Source organism: Caminibacter pacificus, assembly GCF_003752135.1.
GTDB lineage: Bacteria > Campylobacterota > Campylobacteria > Campylobacterales > Nautiliaceae > Caminibacter > Caminibacter pacificus.
In genome coordinates this window covers 22871-41309 of the sequence record NZ_RJVK01000003.1, presented here as the reverse complement: position 1 = coordinate 41309, position 18439 = coordinate 22871, and the positions used below count along the sequence as shown (strand labels likewise).

21 protein-coding genes are annotated in these 18439 nt (G+C 34.3%); 7 read left to right on the top strand and 14 right to left on the bottom strand.

The window, feature by feature from the left end; all coding sequences use genetic code 11:
* The first annotated feature begins 271 nt into the window (after positions 1-271).
* Positions 272-1147, top strand: a complete 876-nt coding sequence (locus tag EDC58_RS06540) for a YfdX family protein (RefSeq protein WP_123352716.1) — start codon at positions 272-274, stop codon at positions 1145-1147.
* A 5-nt stretch (positions 1148-1152) separates the two neighbouring features.
* Here EDC58_RS06540 and EDC58_RS06535 read toward each other — a convergent pair whose 3' ends face one another.
* From EDC58_RS06535 to ribA, 8 genes are read right to left on the bottom strand one after another with little or no spacing between them, the layout of a single operon-like run.
* Positions 1153-2223 carry an FtsW/RodA/SpoVE family cell cycle protein gene (locus tag EDC58_RS06535; RefSeq protein WP_123352715.1) on the bottom strand — a complete coding sequence of 357 codons (1071 nt, stop codon included), beginning with the start codon at positions 2221-2223 and terminating at the stop codon, positions 1153-1155.
* The gene (locus EDC58_RS10360; protein ID WP_123352714.1) at positions 2220-3653 is read right to left on the bottom strand and encodes a methyl-accepting chemotaxis protein; all 1434 of its coding nucleotides are present in this window, start codon (positions 3651-3653) and stop codon (positions 2220-2222) included. The genes EDC58_RS06535 and EDC58_RS10360 overlap by 4 nt, the downstream gene beginning before the upstream one ends.
* Positions 3643-4179: a PAS domain-containing protein gene (locus tag EDC58_RS06525; RefSeq protein WP_123352713.1), complete on the bottom strand. Its 537-nt coding sequence runs from the start codon at positions 4177-4179 to the stop codon at positions 3643-3645. Before EDC58_RS06525 ends, EDC58_RS10360 begins: the two co-directional genes overlap by 11 nt.
* Entirely contained in the window at positions 4134-4553 is a 420-nt protein-coding gene (locus EDC58_RS06520) for a hypothetical protein (RefSeq protein WP_123352712.1), read from the bottom strand. The genes EDC58_RS06525 and EDC58_RS06520 overlap by 46 nt, the downstream gene beginning before the upstream one ends.
* Positions 4540-4740, bottom strand: a complete 201-nt coding sequence (locus EDC58_RS06515) for a PP0621 family protein (RefSeq protein WP_123352711.1) — start codon at positions 4738-4740, stop codon at positions 4540-4542. Before EDC58_RS06515 ends, EDC58_RS06520 begins: the two co-directional genes overlap by 14 nt.
* A 1-nt stretch (position 4741) precedes the next feature.
* Complete coding sequence (rsmG, locus tag EDC58_RS06510) at positions 4742-5263, bottom strand: 16S rRNA (guanine(527)-N(7))-methyltransferase RsmG (RefSeq protein WP_123352710.1); 522 nt, start codon at positions 5261-5263, stop codon at positions 4742-4744.
* Positions 5264-5265: 2 nt separating this feature from the next.
* A complete protein-coding gene (locus EDC58_RS06505; RefSeq protein ID WP_123352709.1) occupies positions 5266-5940 on the bottom strand; it encodes an SDR family oxidoreductase in 675 nt (224 codons plus the stop codon).
* Positions 5941-5953: 13 nt separating this feature from the next.
* A complete protein-coding gene (ribA, locus tag EDC58_RS06500) occupies positions 5954-6511 on the bottom strand; it encodes a GTP cyclohydrolase II (RefSeq protein ID WP_123352708.1) in 558 nt (185 codons plus the stop codon).
* Between the two features lie 54 nt (positions 6512-6565).
* Between ribA and argF the strand changes: the two genes are divergently transcribed.
* From argF to EDC58_RS06475, 5 genes are all read left to right on the top strand, one after another.
* A complete protein-coding gene (gene argF / locus EDC58_RS06495; RefSeq protein WP_123352707.1) occupies positions 6566-7495 on the top strand; it encodes an ornithine carbamoyltransferase in 930 nt (309 codons plus the stop codon).
* Positions 7480-7854, top strand: coding sequence for a DUF2603 domain-containing protein (locus EDC58_RS06490; RefSeq protein WP_123352706.1), 375 nt, complete (start codon positions 7480-7482; stop codon positions 7852-7854). Before argF ends, EDC58_RS06490 begins: the two co-directional genes overlap by 16 nt.
* A gap of 93 nt (positions 7855-7947) precedes the next feature.
* The gene (locus EDC58_RS06485) at positions 7948-8703 is read left to right on the top strand and encodes a peroxiredoxin (RefSeq protein WP_123352705.1); all 756 of its coding nucleotides are present in this window, start codon (positions 7948-7950) and stop codon (positions 8701-8703) included.
* Between the two features lie 71 nt (positions 8704-8774).
* The gene (locus tag EDC58_RS06480) at positions 8775-9176 is read left to right on the top strand and encodes a Fur family transcriptional regulator (RefSeq protein WP_123352704.1); all 402 of its coding nucleotides are present in this window, start codon (positions 8775-8777) and stop codon (positions 9174-9176) included.
* Positions 9163-9438: a DUF503 domain-containing protein gene (locus EDC58_RS06475; protein ID WP_123352703.1), complete on the top strand. Its 276-nt coding sequence runs from the start codon at positions 9163-9165 to the stop codon at positions 9436-9438. Before EDC58_RS06480 ends, EDC58_RS06475 begins: the two co-directional genes overlap by 14 nt.
* Here the strand turns inward: EDC58_RS06475 and pyk are convergent.
* The 4 genes from pyk to aroF all read right to left on the bottom strand — a co-directional run bounded on the left by pyk (position 9435) and on the right by aroF (position 13450).
* Positions 9435-10823, bottom strand: coding sequence for a pyruvate kinase (pyk, locus tag EDC58_RS06470; RefSeq protein WP_123352702.1), 1389 nt, complete (start codon positions 10821-10823; stop codon positions 9435-9437). The genes EDC58_RS06475 and pyk overlap by 4 nt on opposite strands.
* Complete coding sequence (locus EDC58_RS06465; protein WP_123352701.1) at positions 10820-11467, bottom strand: bacterio-opsin activator; 648 nt, start codon at positions 11465-11467, stop codon at positions 10820-10822. Before EDC58_RS06465 ends, pyk begins: the two co-directional genes overlap by 4 nt.
* The gene (locus EDC58_RS06460; protein ID WP_123352700.1) at positions 11464-12315 is read right to left on the bottom strand and encodes a KaiC domain-containing protein; all 852 of its coding nucleotides are present in this window, start codon (positions 12313-12315) and stop codon (positions 11464-11466) included. The genes EDC58_RS06465 and EDC58_RS06460 overlap by 4 nt, the downstream gene beginning before the upstream one ends.
* Positions 12316-12391: 76 nt before the next feature.
* Entirely contained in the window at positions 12392-13450 is a 1059-nt protein-coding gene (gene aroF, locus EDC58_RS06455) for a 3-deoxy-7-phosphoheptulonate synthase (protein ID WP_123352699.1), read from the bottom strand.
* A 140-nt stretch (positions 13451-13590) separates the two neighbouring features.
* Here aroF and EDC58_RS06450 point away from each other — a divergent pair, with 140 nt between their 5' ends.
* Positions 13591-14367 carry a 3'-5' exonuclease gene (locus tag EDC58_RS06450; RefSeq protein WP_123352698.1) on the top strand — a complete coding sequence of 259 codons (777 nt, stop codon included), beginning with the start codon at positions 13591-13593 and terminating at the stop codon, positions 14365-14367.
* Here the strand turns inward: EDC58_RS06450 and EDC58_RS06445 are convergent.
* Together EDC58_RS06445 and EDC58_RS06440 are read right to left on the bottom strand one after the other, a co-directional pair.
* Positions 14360-15970: a GGDEF domain-containing protein gene (locus EDC58_RS06445; protein ID WP_123352697.1), complete on the bottom strand. Its 1611-nt coding sequence runs from the start codon at positions 15968-15970 to the stop codon at positions 14360-14362. The two genes, EDC58_RS06450 and EDC58_RS06445, sit on opposite strands and share 8 nt — an antisense overlap.
* Positions 15967-18414, bottom strand: coding sequence for a [protein-PII] uridylyltransferase family protein (locus EDC58_RS06440; protein WP_123352696.1), 2448 nt, complete (start codon positions 18412-18414; stop codon positions 15967-15969). The genes EDC58_RS06445 and EDC58_RS06440 overlap by 4 nt, the downstream gene beginning before the upstream one ends.
* Between the last annotated feature and the right edge of the window lie 25 nt (positions 18415-18439).

The following is an 18439-nucleotide window of genomic DNA, read 5'->3' as shown; positions in this document are numbered from 1 at the left end:
GCTTTTTTTTAACGCTTTTTTTCCATTGAAATTCGCAATTGTTTCGGGTTGTTTAATTTTACAAATCTTTAATTTTACTGATTCACAAACTCAAAATTTCACTATTTCATCATAGTTATCATATCTTTTCCCCATCTCTTCCTCTTCTTTACCTATTTCATCACTTTAGCGTTTATGAATAAGAAAATATTACTTTACATAATCAATTATCTTGACAATAACCGTATAAAGTTGTATAATTTCATCGTAACTAAAACAAAAGGAGGGGAAAATGGCAGATAAAAAAAGAATGGAAGAAAACAAAGAAGTTACAAAAAAAGTTGAAAACGCTCAAGACAATTATGTAGATGAAAGAGTGAAAAAAGTAACTCAAGAAGCTGTAGATGCAATCAATATGGTTGCAAAAGTAATCGAGCTTTTAGACAAAAAAGAAAAAGACAAAGCGCTTGAAGAAATCGCAAACGTTCTTGGAAAACTTGAAGTATTAATCGCAAGAGACCCGAATTTACAAGTGGTACCTGTTGATGTTAAACAAAGTATCGTAGATTTTCCTGGCACAGTTGATGACGTTGAAGCTGCAAAAGCGGAAGTTGTAGCGCTTATTAAAGCGAGCGAAGTACAAGCGGCAAGAGATATTATGCTAAATCTTGCAAGCGAGCTTGATATTTACGTAACTGCATTACCGATAGGTACGTATCCTGTAGTTATGAAAGCTATTATTCCGTTAATCGAACAAGAAAAATTCGAAGAAGCGAAAAAACTTTTGGTAGAAGCGCTTGAAACGTTAGTAATTGAAAAAATAGTAATTCCGTTACCTATTCTAAGAGCTGAGCAAGCTATTATTAGAGCAAATGAGCTTGCAAACAAAGAAAATCCGAATAAAGATGAATTAAAAGAGCTTTTAGCTTATGCAAAAGAGCAATTGGAACTTGGTGAAGCTTTAGGATACGGAAAAGTTGAAATCGATTACAAAGACTTGTATGTTGAAATTTCTAAACTTGAAAAAATTCTTGAAGGTGAAGAATCTACAAAAGATATTTTCGAAACACTTAAAGAAAAACTTTCAGGAATTATGGCTAAATTCAATAAACCTAAAGCACCTACTCAAATGCCAAAAGCGGAAGATAAAAAAGAGGAGTCTAAATAAGGCTCCTATTTTACTCCGTGAGTATGTAAAAAATCTTTTCTGCTTATCAGATTCTCCAAAATAGCAAATAAAATCATAAAGTTAATAAAACTCGTACCTCCGTGACTAAGCAAAGGCAAAGGTACTCCCACAACCGGGCCTAAATTCATTGTCATTGCTATATTTATGTATGAATAGACAAAAATCATAAGAGCGACTCCGGCAAACATTACTTTTGCAAAATAGTCGTCTTTTAGTTTTTCCGCGACGTTTAGCAAATGAAGTATCAAAACGAAATACAAAAATATTATTCCAATAGCCCCTAAAAATCCGAATCTTTCCACCAAATATGCAAAAATAAAATCACTACTTGCGATAGGCAGGAATTTTAGTTGGGTTTGGGTGGCTTCGTTTTTGCTTTTTCCGCTAAAACCTCCGCTTCCGATGGCAATCATCGATTGTTTTACGTGATAGCTCGGATGAGTTAGGAAATTTTCGATTCTCTTTTTTTGATAGTCTTTTAGTAGATATTTGTATGCCACGGGAGCAAAAAGTACGCCTCCTATAATCAACGTAATCCATATTTTTTTATCCACTCCAACAATAAATAAAACCCCGAATCCGATAATTAATAAAATTAAAGCGGTACCTAAATCAGGCTCTTTTGCGATTAATAAAAACGGGATTATAATATAAATACTTAGTCTTAAAAATTCTTTAAGCGTATATGTGGGTCGCGGAGGATAGCGATATATGAGGTATCCGAGCATTAAAAGCAGGGTAGTTTTCATAAATTCCGAAGGTTGAATGGTAAGGTTGATAATAGGTATTTTAAGCCACCGCTGTGCTCCTAAAATTTTAATTCCGACCAAATCCACCAATAATAAAAGAATGATATTAATCCAATAAACTATCGGAATTACCCAAAGAAGTTTCCGAATAGGTATGAAATACACCGCAATAAATACCACAATACCTATTGAGATATAAATCAGCTCTTTTATAAAAAGTTTATGAGAAATTTCATTAACAAGATATAAACTTACAAAAATAAAAGGAAGGAGAAGGAGAATTAATAAAAAATCGAATTTCCTCAACTACACGGCTCCTTTGTATAATGCTCAAACATCTCGTCAAGTTTGTGAGATAGTTTTTTAGAATTATCTTCAACTTTTTTGAATATGTCAATAATTTCGTCTTTTCTTTTAATGCAACTTTTATCTTTTGTACATTCAAGAGCCGCATTTGTAAAGTTGTGAATATTTTTGTGGATAACGTCTTTGATTTCTTTGTATTCTTTAAGACAACCGATTCTGTGTATTGTTTCTTCGCTTCTGAGCCATTTTCCGAATTCACATTCGTTGTCTTTTGTTTGAGGAATCTCTTTTTCTTCCACAACCGCTTCGAATGCGTTGAGTTTATAAACAAGATGAGATAGTTTTGCAAGGTCGATAAGCATTCTTGTAAGAGCAAAATCGACATTCTTTTTGTTTTCTAATGATTTGTCTCTAAATCCGATAATCATTTCGTTTACGCTATCAACATCTTCTCTGCTTGTAGTTGCCATTGAAGTGATTTTTTCGGAGTTGGCTTGAATGTCGCTTGTTTCTTGTTGTAATGTTTTAATGGTAATTGAAATTTCGCTTGTAGCTTTTTGGGTTCTTTCGGCAAGTTTTCTAATTTCATCCGCAACTACCGCAAATCCTCTTCCGTGTTCTCCCGCTCTTGCCGCTTCGATAGCCGCATTTAAAGCAAGTAGGTTTGTTTGGTCCGCGATATCTGTGATTAGCTCAACGATTTTACCGATTTCTTCGGCTCTTTGTGAGAGCATATTAATCGCTTCGTTTGTATGAGCGATAAAGTCGATAAGCTCGTTAAGTACGATAGATAGGTTTTCGATTTTTTGAGCCGATTCATCCGCACCTTCGAAAATTTCGGTAGAAAGTTCGTCGATTTTCATCATAAATTCTCTAAGTTTTTCGTCAAAAGATTTTTTAATTTCTTGAATTTCGGTTTTTGTTCCGCCGCCGAGGTCGTTAAGTGTAATAAATAGTTCGCTTCTTGCTTGTTCTTTCAAAGCCGTTGAAATTGCTTGAATCGCTTCGTTTACGATTTCTACCGTAGCTCTGAATCTACCTTTGTATCCTTGAGGAGATATATCTCTATAATCGATTCCTTGTTTTGCGGCGCTGATTGATTCTTTTATGTCTCTTTCAAACGCTTCAAGTTGGTCAAGCAGGTTATTAACATCCCACGCTAAAGAGTTTAAAGGGTCGTTCGGGTCGATATTTGTAATTCTTTTGTTAAAATCCCCCTCACTCGCTCTTTCGATCGTTTTTGAGATTTTTTTAATTAAAGAGCTTTTTGTAGAAGATGTGGTTTGGCTCTTTTGAAAAAATAGAGCAGCAGAGGCTAAAATACCTAAAACTCCGAGTCCTAAGGTTACGAAATCTCCTTTAAATCCGCCGTATCCCGCTACTATCAAAAAGAGCAGGGCCGTGATTGTTCCTATGATTTTAGAGTTCATTGATAATTCCTTTTTGAATTTTTATCATGAGTTCGTTGAATGTTAAGCCTTTTGAGTTTAGTAAATCTTCTACGGCTTTAAGTGAAGCTTGCATTCCTCCGCTCTCTTCGATTCTTTTGAGTTCTTGATAAAGAGGCTCTATTATGTTTTTGAATCCTTCTCTTGGTTTACGTCTGACGGAATAGTATCCCACCTTTTGACCGGAAGCGTCAAAAGTAGGAGAGATGTTTGCAAATACCCAATAATAACCGCCGTCTTTTCTTAGATTTTTAACAAATCCGAACCACTCTTTGTTTTCTTGTTGGATATGGTCGTAAAGTACTTTAAAAGCGCATTTAGGCATATCCGGATGTCGTAGGATATTGTGAGGTTTTCCTAAGAGTTCGGCTTCCGTGTAGCCGCTCATTTGGATGAATATTTCGTTTCCGTAGAGGATTTTACTTTTTAAATCCGTTTTGGAGACGATAAAATCCTCTTCTTTTAGGATAATCTCCTTTTGGGTTGGTGTGACCTTAACTCTTGCCATCGTTTCTCCTTAACTTTTATGCCGTCGATTCCAAGAGGAGCTATTTTTTCAATTTCGTCAAGCGAATCGGCCAAGTAGATAATTTTCGTATCCAATAAATATTCTTCAGCTACCTCTTGAAACTTTTTGGCATTTTCTACTATATCGGTAAAAACGTATTTAGCATTAAGGCTTGAGACGAAAATTAACTCTTTAATCGAAGAAATTATTACTCCGTAAGGTAAGTCGTTACGATGGCAAAAGCTATAAACCTCTAAAGACGAATCACAATATTCGAAGATTAAAGTAGCGTTACTTGGGGAGTTTTTGATGTCTTCTATCGTTTTTGCAAAATAAAACGTTTCGTTATGAAAAGGAGCTTCAAGAATTAGCATAGCAATCCTTGCAGATGTTTTTTCCGTCAACTTTTTTTATTTCGTTTTTAGGATAAAAGGTTTTGCATTTATCGCACATTACCAAATCTTCACTCTCTTCTTTTTGTTTTTCTTCAACCGCAGGTTTTTTTATAAAAAAGAAATAAATCGCACCCGCAATAATCAAAAAAAGTATTAATTTTCCCATATCAGTCCTTTATGAAGATGTAGTTTCTTTTGTCTTTGCTTATGATTGATGCTTTTATGCCGTTTAGTTCGTCTAAGACGTTCGAGCCTTTATAAAGAAGTAACGTTGAGTTTTCTTTTAGATAAGGTTTTGCTATTTTTAAAATTTCAGGGGTTGGCATAACGGCTCTGCTCGTTATCAAATCCACAGGTTCTATATCGGCGTTTTCGAGTCTTTTTGGTACGACGGTTACGTTTTTTAAGCCCAAAATCGTTTTTAGGTAGTTTAGGAAGCTGTATCTTTTTTTTAGAGGTTCTACCAAATACCATTTGGTATCGGGCATGGCAATTGCCAAAATAAGTCCCGGAAATCCTGCGCCGGTGCCTATATCTATCGCTGTTTTGGCATCTTTTATTTTCTCAAGCGGATAAAGGCTGTCTTGAATCTGAGCTTCAATCTCTTCTTTTGTCGTGTAGTTGGTTAGTTTGTGGGTTTTGTTCCATTTTAAAAGTTCGTTTGTGAATTTTTCAAGTTTTTCTTGCATTTTCAGCCTTTACAGATATTGTCTTCTATCATTAAATATTCGTCTTTGCTCATTATACCCGCAACCGATAAAAAAGGTAGCATAATTCTAAAAAATGCTTTTGGCATTTCTAAAATTATAGGATTTTTTCCGTATCTTTGAAAAACTGCTAAGAAGAGTTTTTTCATACTTATCACTTCTTCGCCGCAAAGTTCGAATTCTCCTTTTAAATCGTCTTTGATTACTCTATCGATAAAAGCTGTCAGTTTTTCGATAGTAATAGGTTGAACTTTCATTTTCGGAGCGAAGATTAGAGGCATATTTTTGAATTTTTCGAGTTCTTCGTATAATTTTTGCCCCTCTCCTAAAATTATCGAAGGTTTAATTATTGCGTAGTTTTTTACGTTTTGTTTTATTAGCTCTTCTGCGAGGGCTTTTGTGTGTTTATAGCCGGAAGGGTGATTTTTTTTGCTACCTAAAGCCGAAATGTGGATTAGTTTTTTATCTTTTACTTTAGGGATGAGATTTTTTACGAACTCTACGTGAGATTCTTCATAAGTGTGTTTGTTTTCTTTTAGGATTCCTACGGTATTTATTACGATATCTGCGTTTTCTATATTATTTGTTAAGTTGTTTTTGAAATGATTTTTTAAATACGACCCTAAAAAACCATCCGATGTAATATATATTTTTTTCATTTTTTTTCCTATTTTATAATTTGTGACCCAATTTCTCTTTTTTCGTTTTTAGGTAGTTTTCGTTGAATTTATTCGGTGTCACTTTTATAGGTATTCTCTCAACAACTTCGATATTTTTTAATGAAAAAAGTTTTCTCGGGTTGTTTGTTAGGAGTTTTATTTTTTTAATACCGAAATGATTCAGGATTTTTTCCACAATCGAAAAATCTCTCAAATCGGCTTCGAATCCCAACTGATGATTGGCTTCTACGGTATCTAAGCCTTTGTCTTGAAGAGCGTATGCGTTTACTTTGTTAAAAAGTCCGATGCCTCTTCCTTCTTGTCTTAGATATATTACCATACCACCCTTTTCGTTTATGGCTTTTAAGGCGAAATCGAGCTGCTCTCCGCAGTCGCATTTTAAGCTTCCAAGAGCATCACCCGTTAGACATTCGCTGTGGATTCTCACAAGCGGGATTTCGGGCATATTTTCGGTGAAAATCACCAAGTGCTCTTTATCTCCTTCTTTAAAAGATTGAATTTTAAAAATTCCGTGTTTCGTAGGAAGAGTCGCAATTTCGGATATTTTCAAAAATTCTCCTTTTTTTGCTAAAATTATACCTTAATTATAAATAAAGGATTTAAAGTGAGACATTTTTTATGGCTTATTGATTATACCAAAGAAGAGATAAAAGAGATTATCGATCTTGGTTTTGAGATAAAAAAAGAGACGAAACTCGGTATTTTCAAGCCATATATGAAATATAAACAGCTTGCTATGATTTTCGAAAAGAGCTCTACAAGAACGAGAGTTTCTTTTGAAGTGGGAATTAATCAATTAGGCGGTAACGGAATATTTTTAAGTAGTCGCGATATACAATTAGGACGCGGTGAACCTCTTAAGGATACCGCAAGAGTGATTAGTAGAATGGTAGATATGGTTATGATAAGAACTTTCGGGCAAGATAGACTCGAAGAGTTTGCAAAATATAGTAAAGTCCCTGTTATTAACGGCCTGACAGACCTTTGTCATCCCGTACAATTGTTAGCCGATTTGATGACTATGATAGAGTTTGGTAAATTCGATTTTGAAAATCCTTCAAATACTACCGTGGCATATGTGGGCGATGGTAATAATATGGCGAATTCTTGGGCGATTCTTGCAAGTAAGCTCGGGTTTAATCTAAGAATCGCCACTCCAAAAGGCTATGAAATAGACGAAAACATAAAACAGAAAGCTTTGGAGTTTGCTAAAAAAAGCGGTGCTAAATTAGAATTTTTATACGACCCTAAAGCCGCTGTAAAAGATGCGGATGTGGTAACGACCGATACTTGGGTTAGTATGGGGCAAGAAGAAGAAAAAGAAAAAAGAATCAAAGATTTTAGAGGTTTTGAGGTTGATAGCGAACTTATGAAATTGGCAAAAAGCGATGCTATTTTCTTACATTGTCTGCCGGCTTACAGAGGATATGAGGTGAGTGAAGAAGTTTTCGAATCACATGCGGATGAGATTTTCCAAGAAGCGGAAAACAGACTTCATGCACAAAAAGGTTTAATGGTATGGCTAAACAAATAGCTGAAAAAATCAAATCCAATACTATCGTTCAATGTAAAGATATGGAGATAATCCAAGGAGATATCGACTCTCCTCTTTGGGTTATGATAACTCCCGATGAAAAACTAAAAGTCGTTTTGGATGTAGATGAATATATCGACTTAATGGATAGTATGAAACAGATTATGAAAGAAAATTTCGAATTAAAACTTGAAAAAGCGATTTTAAGCGAATTTCCTATAGATTATGACGACGTAAAAGCGGTAGTTTTGGAAGAGATGAAAAACGACGATGAAAAATCGATTTATGAAATAGTTCAAAAAGTAAAGACCGAACATCCTAACCTTTTTTACAATCTAAACTTGGATAAATTATTCTAAACGAAAAAATTTTTCCTTTTTTTACTTTTTTCTATTGACAATAATGAAGAGTTTTAATATAATTTTGTTGTATAAAAAATTAGGAGGTGCCATATGGCATGCGAAAAAGACACAAAAGAATTAGCACAAGCTGAAAACAAAACACAAGAAACTAAGGAGGTAAATATGGAAGAAATCAAAACTCAAGAAGGTGTATTAGTATTAAAACAAATGCCTGAATTCAAAATGGAAGCATATGACGCGGCAACAGGACACTATACTGAAGTTAGCAGCGATGATTATAAAGGAAAATGGACTGTAGTATGTTTCTATCCGGCGGACTTTACATTCGTATGTCCTACTGAAATTGCGGCAATGAACGCAGCGTTACCATTATTAAAAGAACTTGGTGTGGAAGTACTTGCAGTATCAACTGACACAAAATTCTCACACAAAAGATTCGTTGAAACTGAGCCTTTACTAAAAGATTTAAAACTTACAATCGCAGCTGACCCGACTGGTGAAGTTACAAGAAAATTCGGTGTAATGATCGAAGGTGCGGGACTTGCTCTAAGAGGTAGATTCTTAATCAACCCTGACGGACAAGTTGTAGCGCAAGAAGTACAAGCTCCACCTGTAGGTAGAAGCGTAAAAGAATTCGTAAGACAAATTATCGCGCATCAACATGCATACAAAACTGGTGAAGTTTGTCCTGCAAACTGGAAACCTGGTAAAAAAACATTACCTGTTAATACAGATATCGAACCTATGACAGGAAACGTTGGTGCTTACGTAACACTTAACGACCTTATCGACGAAAACGACGTTAAAGAAATGGAAGAAATGGTTAAGGCTTTCAAAAACTCTTAATCTTTCTTCTTTTTTTTCTTTACAATGTCTAAATTTTTGGATATTGTAAAGAAAAAAACTGAAAGGCCGACATGAAAAATTATAAAATCCTCCTTGAAAATAGTGACTTAAAAACGACACCTCAAAGACTCGCTATTTTAAAAGAGCTCGATTCAAAAGGTCACGCAAGTATAGAAGAGATATATGAAGATATTAAAGAGATGTTTCCAAGTATTTCTCTTGCTACGATTTATAAAAATATCAATGCTTTAAAAGAAGAAAAAATTATCAGTGAAATTTGTCTTCATCAAAAGCCTAAATTCGAAATTACAAAAGATCCTCACGCTCATTTTATTTGTAAAAAATGCGGTAAAGTAGTAGATATCCCTATGGATGAGTTATTAAGACCGGAAATGAACGAAAAATATTCCGATAGCGAAAAAGAATTATATATCTACGGAATTTGTGAAGAATGCAAGGATGGTAATAGTTAATCTTATCGTCGATTTCGAGCTTCCTTTTGTCTTCTCTTTAAAAGAACGTCGTAAAATTGTCAATTCTATAAAAGATAAATTAAAAAAATTCAATGTTAGCGTACTTGATATTTCCGGAGAATATCCCAAAGAAGCAAGTATTGCAATAGCCTTTTTGGCTCACAACGAAAAGCAAGCCGCAGAAATACAAAGAACTATCGAGGAGTTTTTGTATAAAAACTTCCCCGAAATAGAGTTTTTCTTTGATAGCGAAATAATCTAAACTTCAACGACCCTTATCATATTTGTAGTACCTTCTTTTCCGACGATACTACCCATTGTGATAATCACTTTGTCTTTTTCTTTTAAGATATTTAATTTTTTTGCGATTTCTATAAATTTATGAATAAGTTTTTCAGGGTCTTTGATTTTCGGCATTTCAAAAATCTCTTCAACTCCCCATACTACTTTTAATTTTCTGCTTGTGTCTCTGCTGTGAGTTACCGCAAAAATCGGAGATTTAGGTCTGTATTTTGCGATTGATTTGACTGTAGTACCGCTACTTGTGAATGAAATAATCGCTTTTGGCTCGATTCCTTTACAAAGGTCGGCGACACTTGCAGCGATTGCGTCTTTGTCTTCTATTTCGTATTTTTTATAATAAGGATAAATGCTTTGAATTTCTTGAATGATTTTTACTAAAACTTCTACCGCTTTAATAGGATATTTACCTACGGTAGTTTCGTCACTAAGCATAACGGCATCCGTTCCGTCCATAACGGCATTTGCTACGTCGCTAACTTCCGCACGCGTCGGAAACGGAGAATTTACCATAGATAGTAGCATTTGAGTCGCCGTAATTACCGGTTTTTTGAGCTTATTGGCACGGCGTATTATTTTTTTCTGAATTACGGGTACTTTTTCTATTCCTACTTCAATACCCAAATCGCCTCTTGCCACCATTACCCCGTCAGCAGCTTCTAAAATTTCGTCAAGATTTTCAACCGCTTGTTTCGTTTCGATTTTTGCTATTACCCACGGCATATGTTTAGGGTGTGCGTTTTTAAGAATCTCTTTTGCTTTTAAGATATCCTCTTTTCTATTAACAAACGAAATAGCTACGATATCGACTTCGTTTTTAGCACCGAATGCCAAATCTTTTTCGTCTTTTGGTGTAATTGCCGATATTTTTAGGTTCGAGTGAGGAAAATTTACTCCTTTCCTGCTTGATAACACTCCGTCGTTTTTAACTTCCAAAACAAGATAATCGGGAGTTTTTTCAATTACTTTGGTTCTTATTGAGCCGTCGGCGAAAAATACGTATTCCCCTTCGTTTACGTGGTCAATGATTTCAGGGTAGCTGATAGTAAGGTCATATGCGCTTTTAGGGTTTTTTTTGACAAGTCTTATTTTATCGCCTCTTTTTAATTCCAAAATTCCGTTTATTTCACCGATTCTGATTTTCGGACCGCTTATATCTTGAAGAATAGCCGTTTTTGAGTTTAGTTTTTTAGCCGCTTCTCTTATTTTTTTGATAGAAGCTTTGTGCGTTTTATGGTCTGCGTGAGAGAAATTGAGCCTAAAAACGTCCACTCCGGCTTTTATCATATCTTCAATCTTATCGATACTGCTCGGTCCTAAAGTTGCTACGATTTTTGCCTTTTTCATTCAATTCCTTTCATTTGAAGTTGTTCTTTTATCTCTTTTAAAAGCATTGCAGGGTTTTTGATAGGGTAATGTATGTTTTTGATGATGTCTTGAGCTTTTACGCCTTTTATTTCTATGTTTTTTAATCTCTCAATCAATTCGTCTGCGTCGGTAATAGGGTAGTGCATTCCTTTTATGTTTTTAAGTACCAAATAAGCCCATGGTGCGTCGCATTGGGATACGGCTTCTTGAGAAATCATACGGCAGTACTCCATAACCGTTTGAGAATCTTCTCCTTCTTTTACCAATTTATATGCAAGTTTTGCTATTCCGCCTGCCGTATGGACTTTTAGTTGTTTTTTTTCTTCGCTTGTCAGCTCGTCGATATGTTCTATTTTATAAAGTGCTGCGTTCGGGTCGGCTCTTAGGATTTGTCTGATTGTATTTCTTGTAAGGCCTACAAACTGAGCTATCTCATCTTCCGTTTTTAAATACTCTTCTCTTAACACTATTACAAAAGCGGCTCTTGCGATACTCGGAAGCCATGTTAGCGTTCTATATTCGGCGAGTTTATTTAAACCGCCTAAAAGGTCTATCGATTTAAAAAAGACTCTTTCGGCTAAATATTTGATTTCGTTATCGTTTGTTTTTATCTCAAGTATCATGATTCACCTCCTATAGGGTTTCCTATTTTTACGATTCCCGTGTCAGTTATTTCTAAAGTTCTCACTTTTGTATCATGACCGCTCATTCTACACCCGTCTATTCTAAAAAGCCTGATTATTTCACCTATCGGTTTTTTGTACATTTTGGCTTTGTAGCTTGAATCTATCACTTCTTTGCTAAGTACTATCGTTCCGTCTACTATATGCCCGACGGCATAACCTCCGGCCGCTTCGCTGCTTAGTAAATCGTGACCGCTTCTTTTTTGCGATACCAAAATAGAAGTTTGGTACCATTTTTTTAAGAAATTATAAATCATTCTAACAATCGTTCTTGCCATCATTTCTTTATTTTCGAAAAATCCGGTAATGGAGTCAATTACTACGTCTTTTATGTCGTATTCTTTGATGGCGTAAGCTAAGGTATTTAAGAATGTCGGTATTTCGTCTCTTAGTTTATAGTGACTTGTGGCGTCTATAAAGATGATGTTTTCATCGATTACCTTTGCATCGACTCCCATAGCCGCAGCTCTTAGTTTCATACTTGCTACGACGTAATTTGCCGGAGTTTCGACCGTTACGAAACACACTTTTTCGTACTGAGCCCTATGGATTGCGAATTGTTCGGCCATTAAGCTTTTTCCGGTATCGTTGATTCCCGTTATGTTACATACGCTGTATTTTGGCATTCCGCCAAGAGGTTTTTTTTGGGGTTTGTTGTTTTCAATTACGGCTGTGAAAAAGAGATTGTCAAGGCCTTCGATTCCGGTAGTTATACCTTCAAGTTTAGGAGCTTTTTTTAGTGCTTCTTTTGCAGTTATTATAGAATCGGTAATAATTTCTTTTTCCATTTTTAAGCCCCTTTTTAGATTTATCTATATTTTAACTAAAAAGGGGCTAAATTGACAAGGGTTTTATCAAGTTTTTTTATTTAACTTTTATACAATCCGTTTCTTTTTGTTTGTCAAATTCCCACCACTCTTTTTGGCTCCAAGGTTTAAGTTCTTTAAGTTTGTTCATTAAATATTCGAAATCTCTTGGAAGCAATGCTTGGTCGCCGTCACTTAGTGCTTCTTTAGGACAATTATGCATTTCGATAATAAGTCCGTCAGCACCTACTGCCATTCCCGCATATGCAAGAGCGCTTACGAATTCTCTTTTTCCTGCCGCGTGGCTCGGGTCTACGATAATAGGTAAGTGGGTCATTTTTTGCATAATAGGCACAAGTGTCACATCAAGTGTATTTCTTACACTCGGCTCGTAAGTTCTCGTACCTCTAAGACATAAAATAACTTTATCGTTTCCTTCACTCATAATATATTCCGCACTCATTAAGTGCTCTTTTACAGTCGAAGCGATTCCGTTTTTAAGAATTACCGGTTTATCAAGTTTTCCGATTTCTTTAAGTAGAGGAAAGTTTTGCATATTTCTCGCACCGATTTGGATTACGTCCGCGTATTTATATACTACATCGATATCGCTTATACTCATAAGCTCTGTAACAATCGGAAGTCCCGTTTCTTTTTTAGCTTCCATAAGCATTTTCAGACCCTCTTCTCCGTGTCCTTGGAAAGTGTACGGAGAAGTTCTTGGCTTATAAGCTCCTCCTCTTAGCATATGCGCGCCGTTCGCTTTTGCCACTTTTGCAAGATATACTACGTTTTCAACATTATCAACACTACAAGGTCCGGCAATAATTACTTTGTGTCCTCCCCCGATTTTTACGCCTTCTACGTCAATTACGCTATCTTCGGGGTGAAATTCTCTACTTGCTCTTTTGTACGGAGCCGAAACTTCAAGTACTTTTGCAACACCGGGAAGCGTACTTAAAGGTCTTCCCATCAAATCGGTTTTATCTCCGATAATACCTATTACAACTTGTTTTTCACCAGGTGCAATGCTTACATCATGACCCCAGGCTTTGATTTGTTCTATGGTTTTGTTAATCTCGTCCTGAGTCGCCCCCACTTTCATAACTAATACCATTTTTGTCCTTTTTTAAATTTTTGACATATTATATCAAGTTTGGTAGAGTATTGCAATAAAAATATATATTAATTGATAAAAATTTTCCATAATTATACTTTTGATAATTTTTCGTTATAATTCTTTAAAAAAGAATAGGGATGTTTGAGAAACTGATTAAGAAGTTAAAAGAGGGCATAAGCAAGGATGAATTTTATAATCTGACAAAAGAACATTACGAAGGGTTTGATTTTAACGCAATATACGATTTGATGAAATTTCAAGGTCTTCCTCTTACTGAAATAAACGGCAAAATCTACTTAAAAACCGCACTGATACCTTATGATGAAGCCGAGTATACGGTGGTCGATTTGGAAGTAAACAATTCAAAACCGAAAGAAGGTCAGGCTATCGAAATAGGGGCGGTAAAAATAAAAAATTTAAAACCCGTAGATGAGTTTTCGTTTTTGATAAAAGCTACCGATATTCCGAAATATGTAACAAAAGTAACGGGGATAGACGAAGAGATGTTAAAAAACGAAGCTTCTCAAAAAGAGATACTCAAAAAATTTAGACTTTTTTTGGGTGATTCTATTTTTGTAGCCCACGCGGCCGATTTTGATTATAATTTTTTAGCCAAGCAGTTTGAAAAAGAGAATTTAGGAGAGCTTTTAAATAGGCATTTATGTACTATTACGCTTGCCGAAAAAACAATAGAAGCCCAAAGATACGGTCTTAAATATCTAAAAGAGTCTTTGAATCTGCCAAACGAAGTTGACCATAGAGCTCTTGGAGATGCAAGAACCACTACAAGAGTATTTTTAAAAGCGCTTGAGAATTTGCCGGAGGATATTATTACGGCTGAAGATTTGATTGAGTTTGCACAACCTAAAAAAAATAAATGTAAAAAAAAGAAAAAAAACACTAAATCTAATTAATTACTATTTTATCTCTTCCTTGGTTTTTGGCTTCATACAGAGCTTTGTCGGCAAGTTTTATACATTCGTTTCCGTCTTCACAATCATCAGGAAATAGAGCGGCACCGATACTGATTGTTTTGTTAATATATAAACCGCTGCTTAAATAAAACGGTTGAGATTTGACCGCTAATCTTATTTTATCCGCAATTTTTCTTAAATCTTCTTTAGTTTTTATGTTTGTAGCTATAATTAAAAACTCTTCTCCTCCTAATCTTACCGGAATATCGCTTTTTCTAATGTTTTCTAAAATTATTTCCGATAATTTTTCAAGTACTCTATCTCCCGCATCATGACCGTATGTGTCGTTTACTTGTTTGAAATGGTCCATATCGAGCATAATAAATCCGATTTTTCCGTTTCTTCTTTTTGCTCCTTCGATTAAAGTCGGGAGCATATTTTCTAGATATCTTCTGTTATAAAGTCTTGTTAGAGGGTCTTTTATGTTTTGGTTGTGTAAAAGCTCAAGAGTATATTTAGATTCGATAATAGTCGATATTTCGTTTAGGTAGGCTTTTATATAAGGTAAAACTTTAAGTACGTGTTTTTTTTCTTCGTCGGTAAAAATTATTTTTAAGATACCGGTGAAATTACCGGTAGAGCTAAACGGAAGACATATGTGATTGGTATTGCAATAGTGTGATAAACACTCTTTTTTCATTTTTAGAGAATTTATCTCTTTTTTTAATCTATAGGCTCTGCAATCTTTATAGTTTTCTAAAACGTTACAGCAAATATCACCTTGAGAGTGTATTATTTTTGCAATATTTTCGTTGTTTTCTATGCCTATAATTATGAAATGTTTAATTTCGAACTCTTTTATAATATCTACGAGCCTCTCAAGTATCGTTTCGTATGAGTTGTCTTCTTCGATTATTCTTTTGAATTTGAAGATATTCGCAAGTTGTTCGATTGTCTCTTTTGCGTCGTTTAGAGGGTCGTTTGATTTTTCTTTTTCGATAAGTGCGGTATATTTTTCTTCTATAACTCCGAAGCTTTCTTTTAGTTTTTGAAGGAAATAGTTATAAGAATTTACGAAATCTTTCGCTTCGCCTTTTAGTTTTAATTCGATTTTATTATTGAAGTTTCCTTTTAGGATATTATTTGTGGATTCTTCTATCTTTTCAAGAATTTCGAGATAAGGTTTTAGGAAGTGATTAACGAGTAAAATAATTATAATCAATGAAATTAGAGCTATTAATATAAGCTGCGCAATAGCCATAAGAAGTTTATCGAAATAGTTTTTTGCCGAAAAGACTATTTTTAATGATTCGAGTTCGTTAAAAGGTACGATAGAGATGATGGTTTTGTCTTTAAACGAATATATAAGTTCGTTTTTTTGACCTTTTATAAATTCTATTTTTTTTATCGGATGAGAGTTTTGGATGATATGTAAGAATTTATCTTTATCTATTACTTCTCTTAGAATATCTACTATTAAATTCGTTTGATTTTTTATAAGTGAATTTGAATAATTAAGAAAAGAAGCCCCCACAATAAATGTTCTTATTATTGTGGAGATTATCATAATAAAGGCGATTATGATTAAAATCTTTTTTTTCACTCACAAAGCTCCTTAAGAATTTCATCTTTCTTTTCGCAAAATCGGCTCTCTTTAGGAATAATAAAGAGGTCTCTTGCGATGTTTTTTTGAGTGGAAATTTTGACGTCTTCTACGCTTACGCCGTATCTGTCAAAGGTATCCATTATTGTCGATACTATACCTTTTTTATCGGCAGTTTTGAGTTTTACTAAAGCGTAGTTTTGAGAGTGGTTGCAGTCGATTTCGAACTCTTCATTTTTAAATTTGATTTTATTTTTAATTTTTTGAGGAGAAAACGCTTTTTTTATATACTCTTCGATTATAGGCAAATCGTATTCGTCTACTTTGGTATCGAATTCGATTTTGAAATATTTATATTCGCCTATTTTGTAGATTGATAGATGGTTTAGATTTAGTTTTTGCAGTTTTTCCAAAAACCATCCGATTGCAAAATTTAGTGAGTCGTGTTTGATTAAATGGATAATTAGATGTTTGTCGTTTTCGAATTTTACTTTGTAATCTTCTACGTCGTTAATCCATTTTAGTATTTCTATTATTTCATTTGTTGAGTTTTGCAAGAAAAATTGAGTTGAAGGCGAATTTAGAGCCGCTTTTTTTATTTTTAGAGGTAGATTTTTGAACTCTTCTTTGTTTTGTAAAATTTTTTCTTTTCTTTTTCTGGCTGCCGTTTCAGTGATTAATTCTTTATTTTCAAGGGCTCTTAAGGTGTTTTCGTAAAGAGTTTTTAAAAGATTGGCTTTAAAGTCATTAAACACTCCCGGACCTACCGCTTTAATATCTGCGATTGTTAAAATATACAGATAATCCAAAAACTCTTTGTTTTCTACAATGGACGCAAATGAAAGTATTACTTTGTCGTTGAATATATCTTCTCTTTGAGCGACGTTTGACATTAAAGTGTGGTGTTTGATGAGCTTGGCTATTATCTCTTCGTTTCCGAAATTAATCTGTTCGGCAAACTCTTTTGCTATTTTCGCTCCGACAATAGAGTGGTCTTCGATTCTGCCTTTTCCTAAATCATGGAAGAAAGCCGTAAATCTTAAAAGCGCTTTTTGTTTTTCTTTTAGATTTTGAAACATTTCAACGTTTTCTATCTCTTTTAGAGTATATAAAGAGTGAATATCTACCGGATATTGATGATATCCGTCAAATTGAGCTAAATATTTGATTTTTTCAAACGGAGGAATAAGCTCTTCTATCTTATCCGCTCGATATAAAGCGAACATTATCGCATAAGCGTTTTGAGAGTAAAAAAGTTTTTTAATATCCGTTTTTTTTGCGTTTGTTTTTTTTGATTTGAAGTTTGCGGTTACTGAGATATCGCATTTTGAAAATTTCGGAAGTGATAAAATTTTATTGAGATATGTTTTGAAATCTTCTTTTGTGTAAAATGTCGAATATAATATATCATCGCAAATATATAAATTCTTATCTACTCTTTTTTCTTTTGCCGTTTTATAAGGCATAGAGTATAAATACGGCTTGATTAATTTTTTGATAGTTATTTCACAAAACGTATTGACTTTCCATAACGCTTTTAATAAATCTTTTATGAATCTTCTCTCGGCCGATAATCTACTTGTGTCTTCATATCCCATATTAAGAGCTATTTCTCTTTGGTATTGAAGTCTTACGGTGTCTATTTTTTTCTTTGCTACGAGGTGTAGATAGACTCTGACTTTGAATAAAAACTCAAGAGCGCTTCTATATTCTTTAAAGCTCTCTTCATCCGCAAATTTTGGTACCAAATAAGAGTTGTTAGGGTAGTTGAAAATTACTTTGTTTATCCAAAAAAGAGTATTGGCATCTCTAATTCCGCCGAATCCGTCTTTGATATTCGGCTCCATGGAAATAGGATATTTTTTGTGTCTTTGTTTCATCTCTTCGTATTTTGCTAAAATGTACTCTTTTTTATTGTGATTTCTTATTTTATTTAAGACGTTTTCGGTTTCGTACCATAAGTATTTGCTACCCGTGATAAATCTACTCTCAAGCATAGCCGTTTTGATTGTTATATCTTCGTTACTTGCGGGGAAAAGGTCGTTTAGTTCATGAACTCTGTGACCGATTTTTAATCCCAAGTCCCAAAGCATCGTTATGAAGTTTTCTATAATGTTTTTAATATTGTATCCCGGCAGGTCTTTATAGACTATCATAATATCGATATCCGAATAAATCGATAACTGCTCTCGTCCGTAGCTTCCCAAAGCTACCAATGAAATGGGAATATTATTCATAGGAGGTCTGAACTCTTCAAAATTCTTTTTTAGAATGTATTTATAAATAATCGTTAAAAAATAGTCCATTTTTTTTGTATGTTTTACAAAAAAATCTTTTCCGCCTTCGACTTTTATCTGTTCTAAATAGTTTTTTATCTCTTGTTTTATCGTTTTTGCTATAAGCAAGTCGTCATTACTTGAGTAAATAAGCTCGTTTAGTTGCATTTTTCCTCCTTTTGTGGTATTTTAT

What these genes read in the sequence shown, in the direction of transcription:
- pyk (WP_123352702.1), bottom strand. Translation starts at nt 10,823, where the DNA reads ATGAAAAAGGCAAAAATCGTAGCAACTTTAGGACCGAGCAGTATCGAT.
- EDC58_RS06540 (WP_123352716.1), top strand. Translation starts at nt 272, where the DNA reads ATGGCAGATAAAAAAAGAATGGAAGAAAACAAAGAAGTTACAAAAAAA.
- EDC58_RS06480 (WP_123352704.1), top strand. Translation starts at nt 8,775, where the DNA reads ATGAAAAATTATAAAATCCTCCTTGAAAATAGTGACTTAAAAACGACA.
- EDC58_RS10360 (WP_123352714.1), bottom strand. Translation starts at nt 3,653, where the DNA reads ATGAACTCTAAAATCATAGGAACAATCACGGCCCTGCTCTTTTTGATA.
- EDC58_RS06440 (WP_123352696.1), bottom strand. Translation starts at nt 18,414, where the DNA reads ATGCAACTAAACGAGCTTATTTACTCAAGTAATGACGACTTGCTTATA.
- EDC58_RS06515 (WP_123352711.1), bottom strand. Translation starts at nt 4,740, where the DNA reads ATGGGAAAATTAATACTTTTTTTGATTATTGCGGGTGCGATTTATTTC.
- EDC58_RS06475 (WP_123352703.1), top strand. Translation starts at nt 9,163, where the DNA reads ATGGTAATAGTTAATCTTATCGTCGATTTCGAGCTTCCTTTTGTCTTC.
- EDC58_RS06490 (WP_123352706.1), top strand. Translation starts at nt 7,480, where the DNA reads ATGGCTAAACAAATAGCTGAAAAAATCAAATCCAATACTATCGTTCAA.
- EDC58_RS06460 (WP_123352700.1), bottom strand. Translation starts at nt 12,315, where the DNA reads ATGGAAAAAGAAATTATTACCGATTCTATAATAACTGCAAAAGAAGCA.
- EDC58_RS06450 (WP_123352698.1), top strand. Translation starts at nt 13,591, where the DNA reads ATGTTTGAGAAACTGATTAAGAAGTTAAAAGAGGGCATAAGCAAGGAT.
- EDC58_RS06525 (WP_123352713.1), bottom strand. Translation starts at nt 4,179, where the DNA reads ATGGCAAGAGTTAAGGTCACACCAACCCAAAAGGAGATTATCCTAAAA.
- EDC58_RS06520 (WP_123352712.1), bottom strand. Translation starts at nt 4,553, where the DNA reads ATGCTAATTCTTGAAGCTCCTTTTCATAACGAAACGTTTTATTTTGCA.
- EDC58_RS06465 (WP_123352701.1), bottom strand. Translation starts at nt 11,467, where the DNA reads ATGATACTTGAGATAAAAACAAACGATAACGAAATCAAATATTTAGCC.
- rsmG (WP_123352710.1), bottom strand. Translation starts at nt 5,263, where the DNA reads ATGCAAGAAAAACTTGAAAAATTCACAAACGAACTTTTAAAATGGAAC.
- aroF (WP_123352699.1), bottom strand. Translation starts at nt 13,450, where the DNA reads ATGGTATTAGTTATGAAAGTGGGGGCGACTCAGGACGAGATTAACAAA.
- EDC58_RS06485 (WP_123352705.1), top strand. Translation starts at nt 7,948, where the DNA reads ATGGCATGCGAAAAAGACACAAAAGAATTAGCACAAGCTGAAAACAAA.
- EDC58_RS06505 (WP_123352709.1), bottom strand. Translation starts at nt 5,940, where the DNA reads ATGAAAAAAATATATATTACATCGGATGGTTTTTTAGGGTCGTATTTA.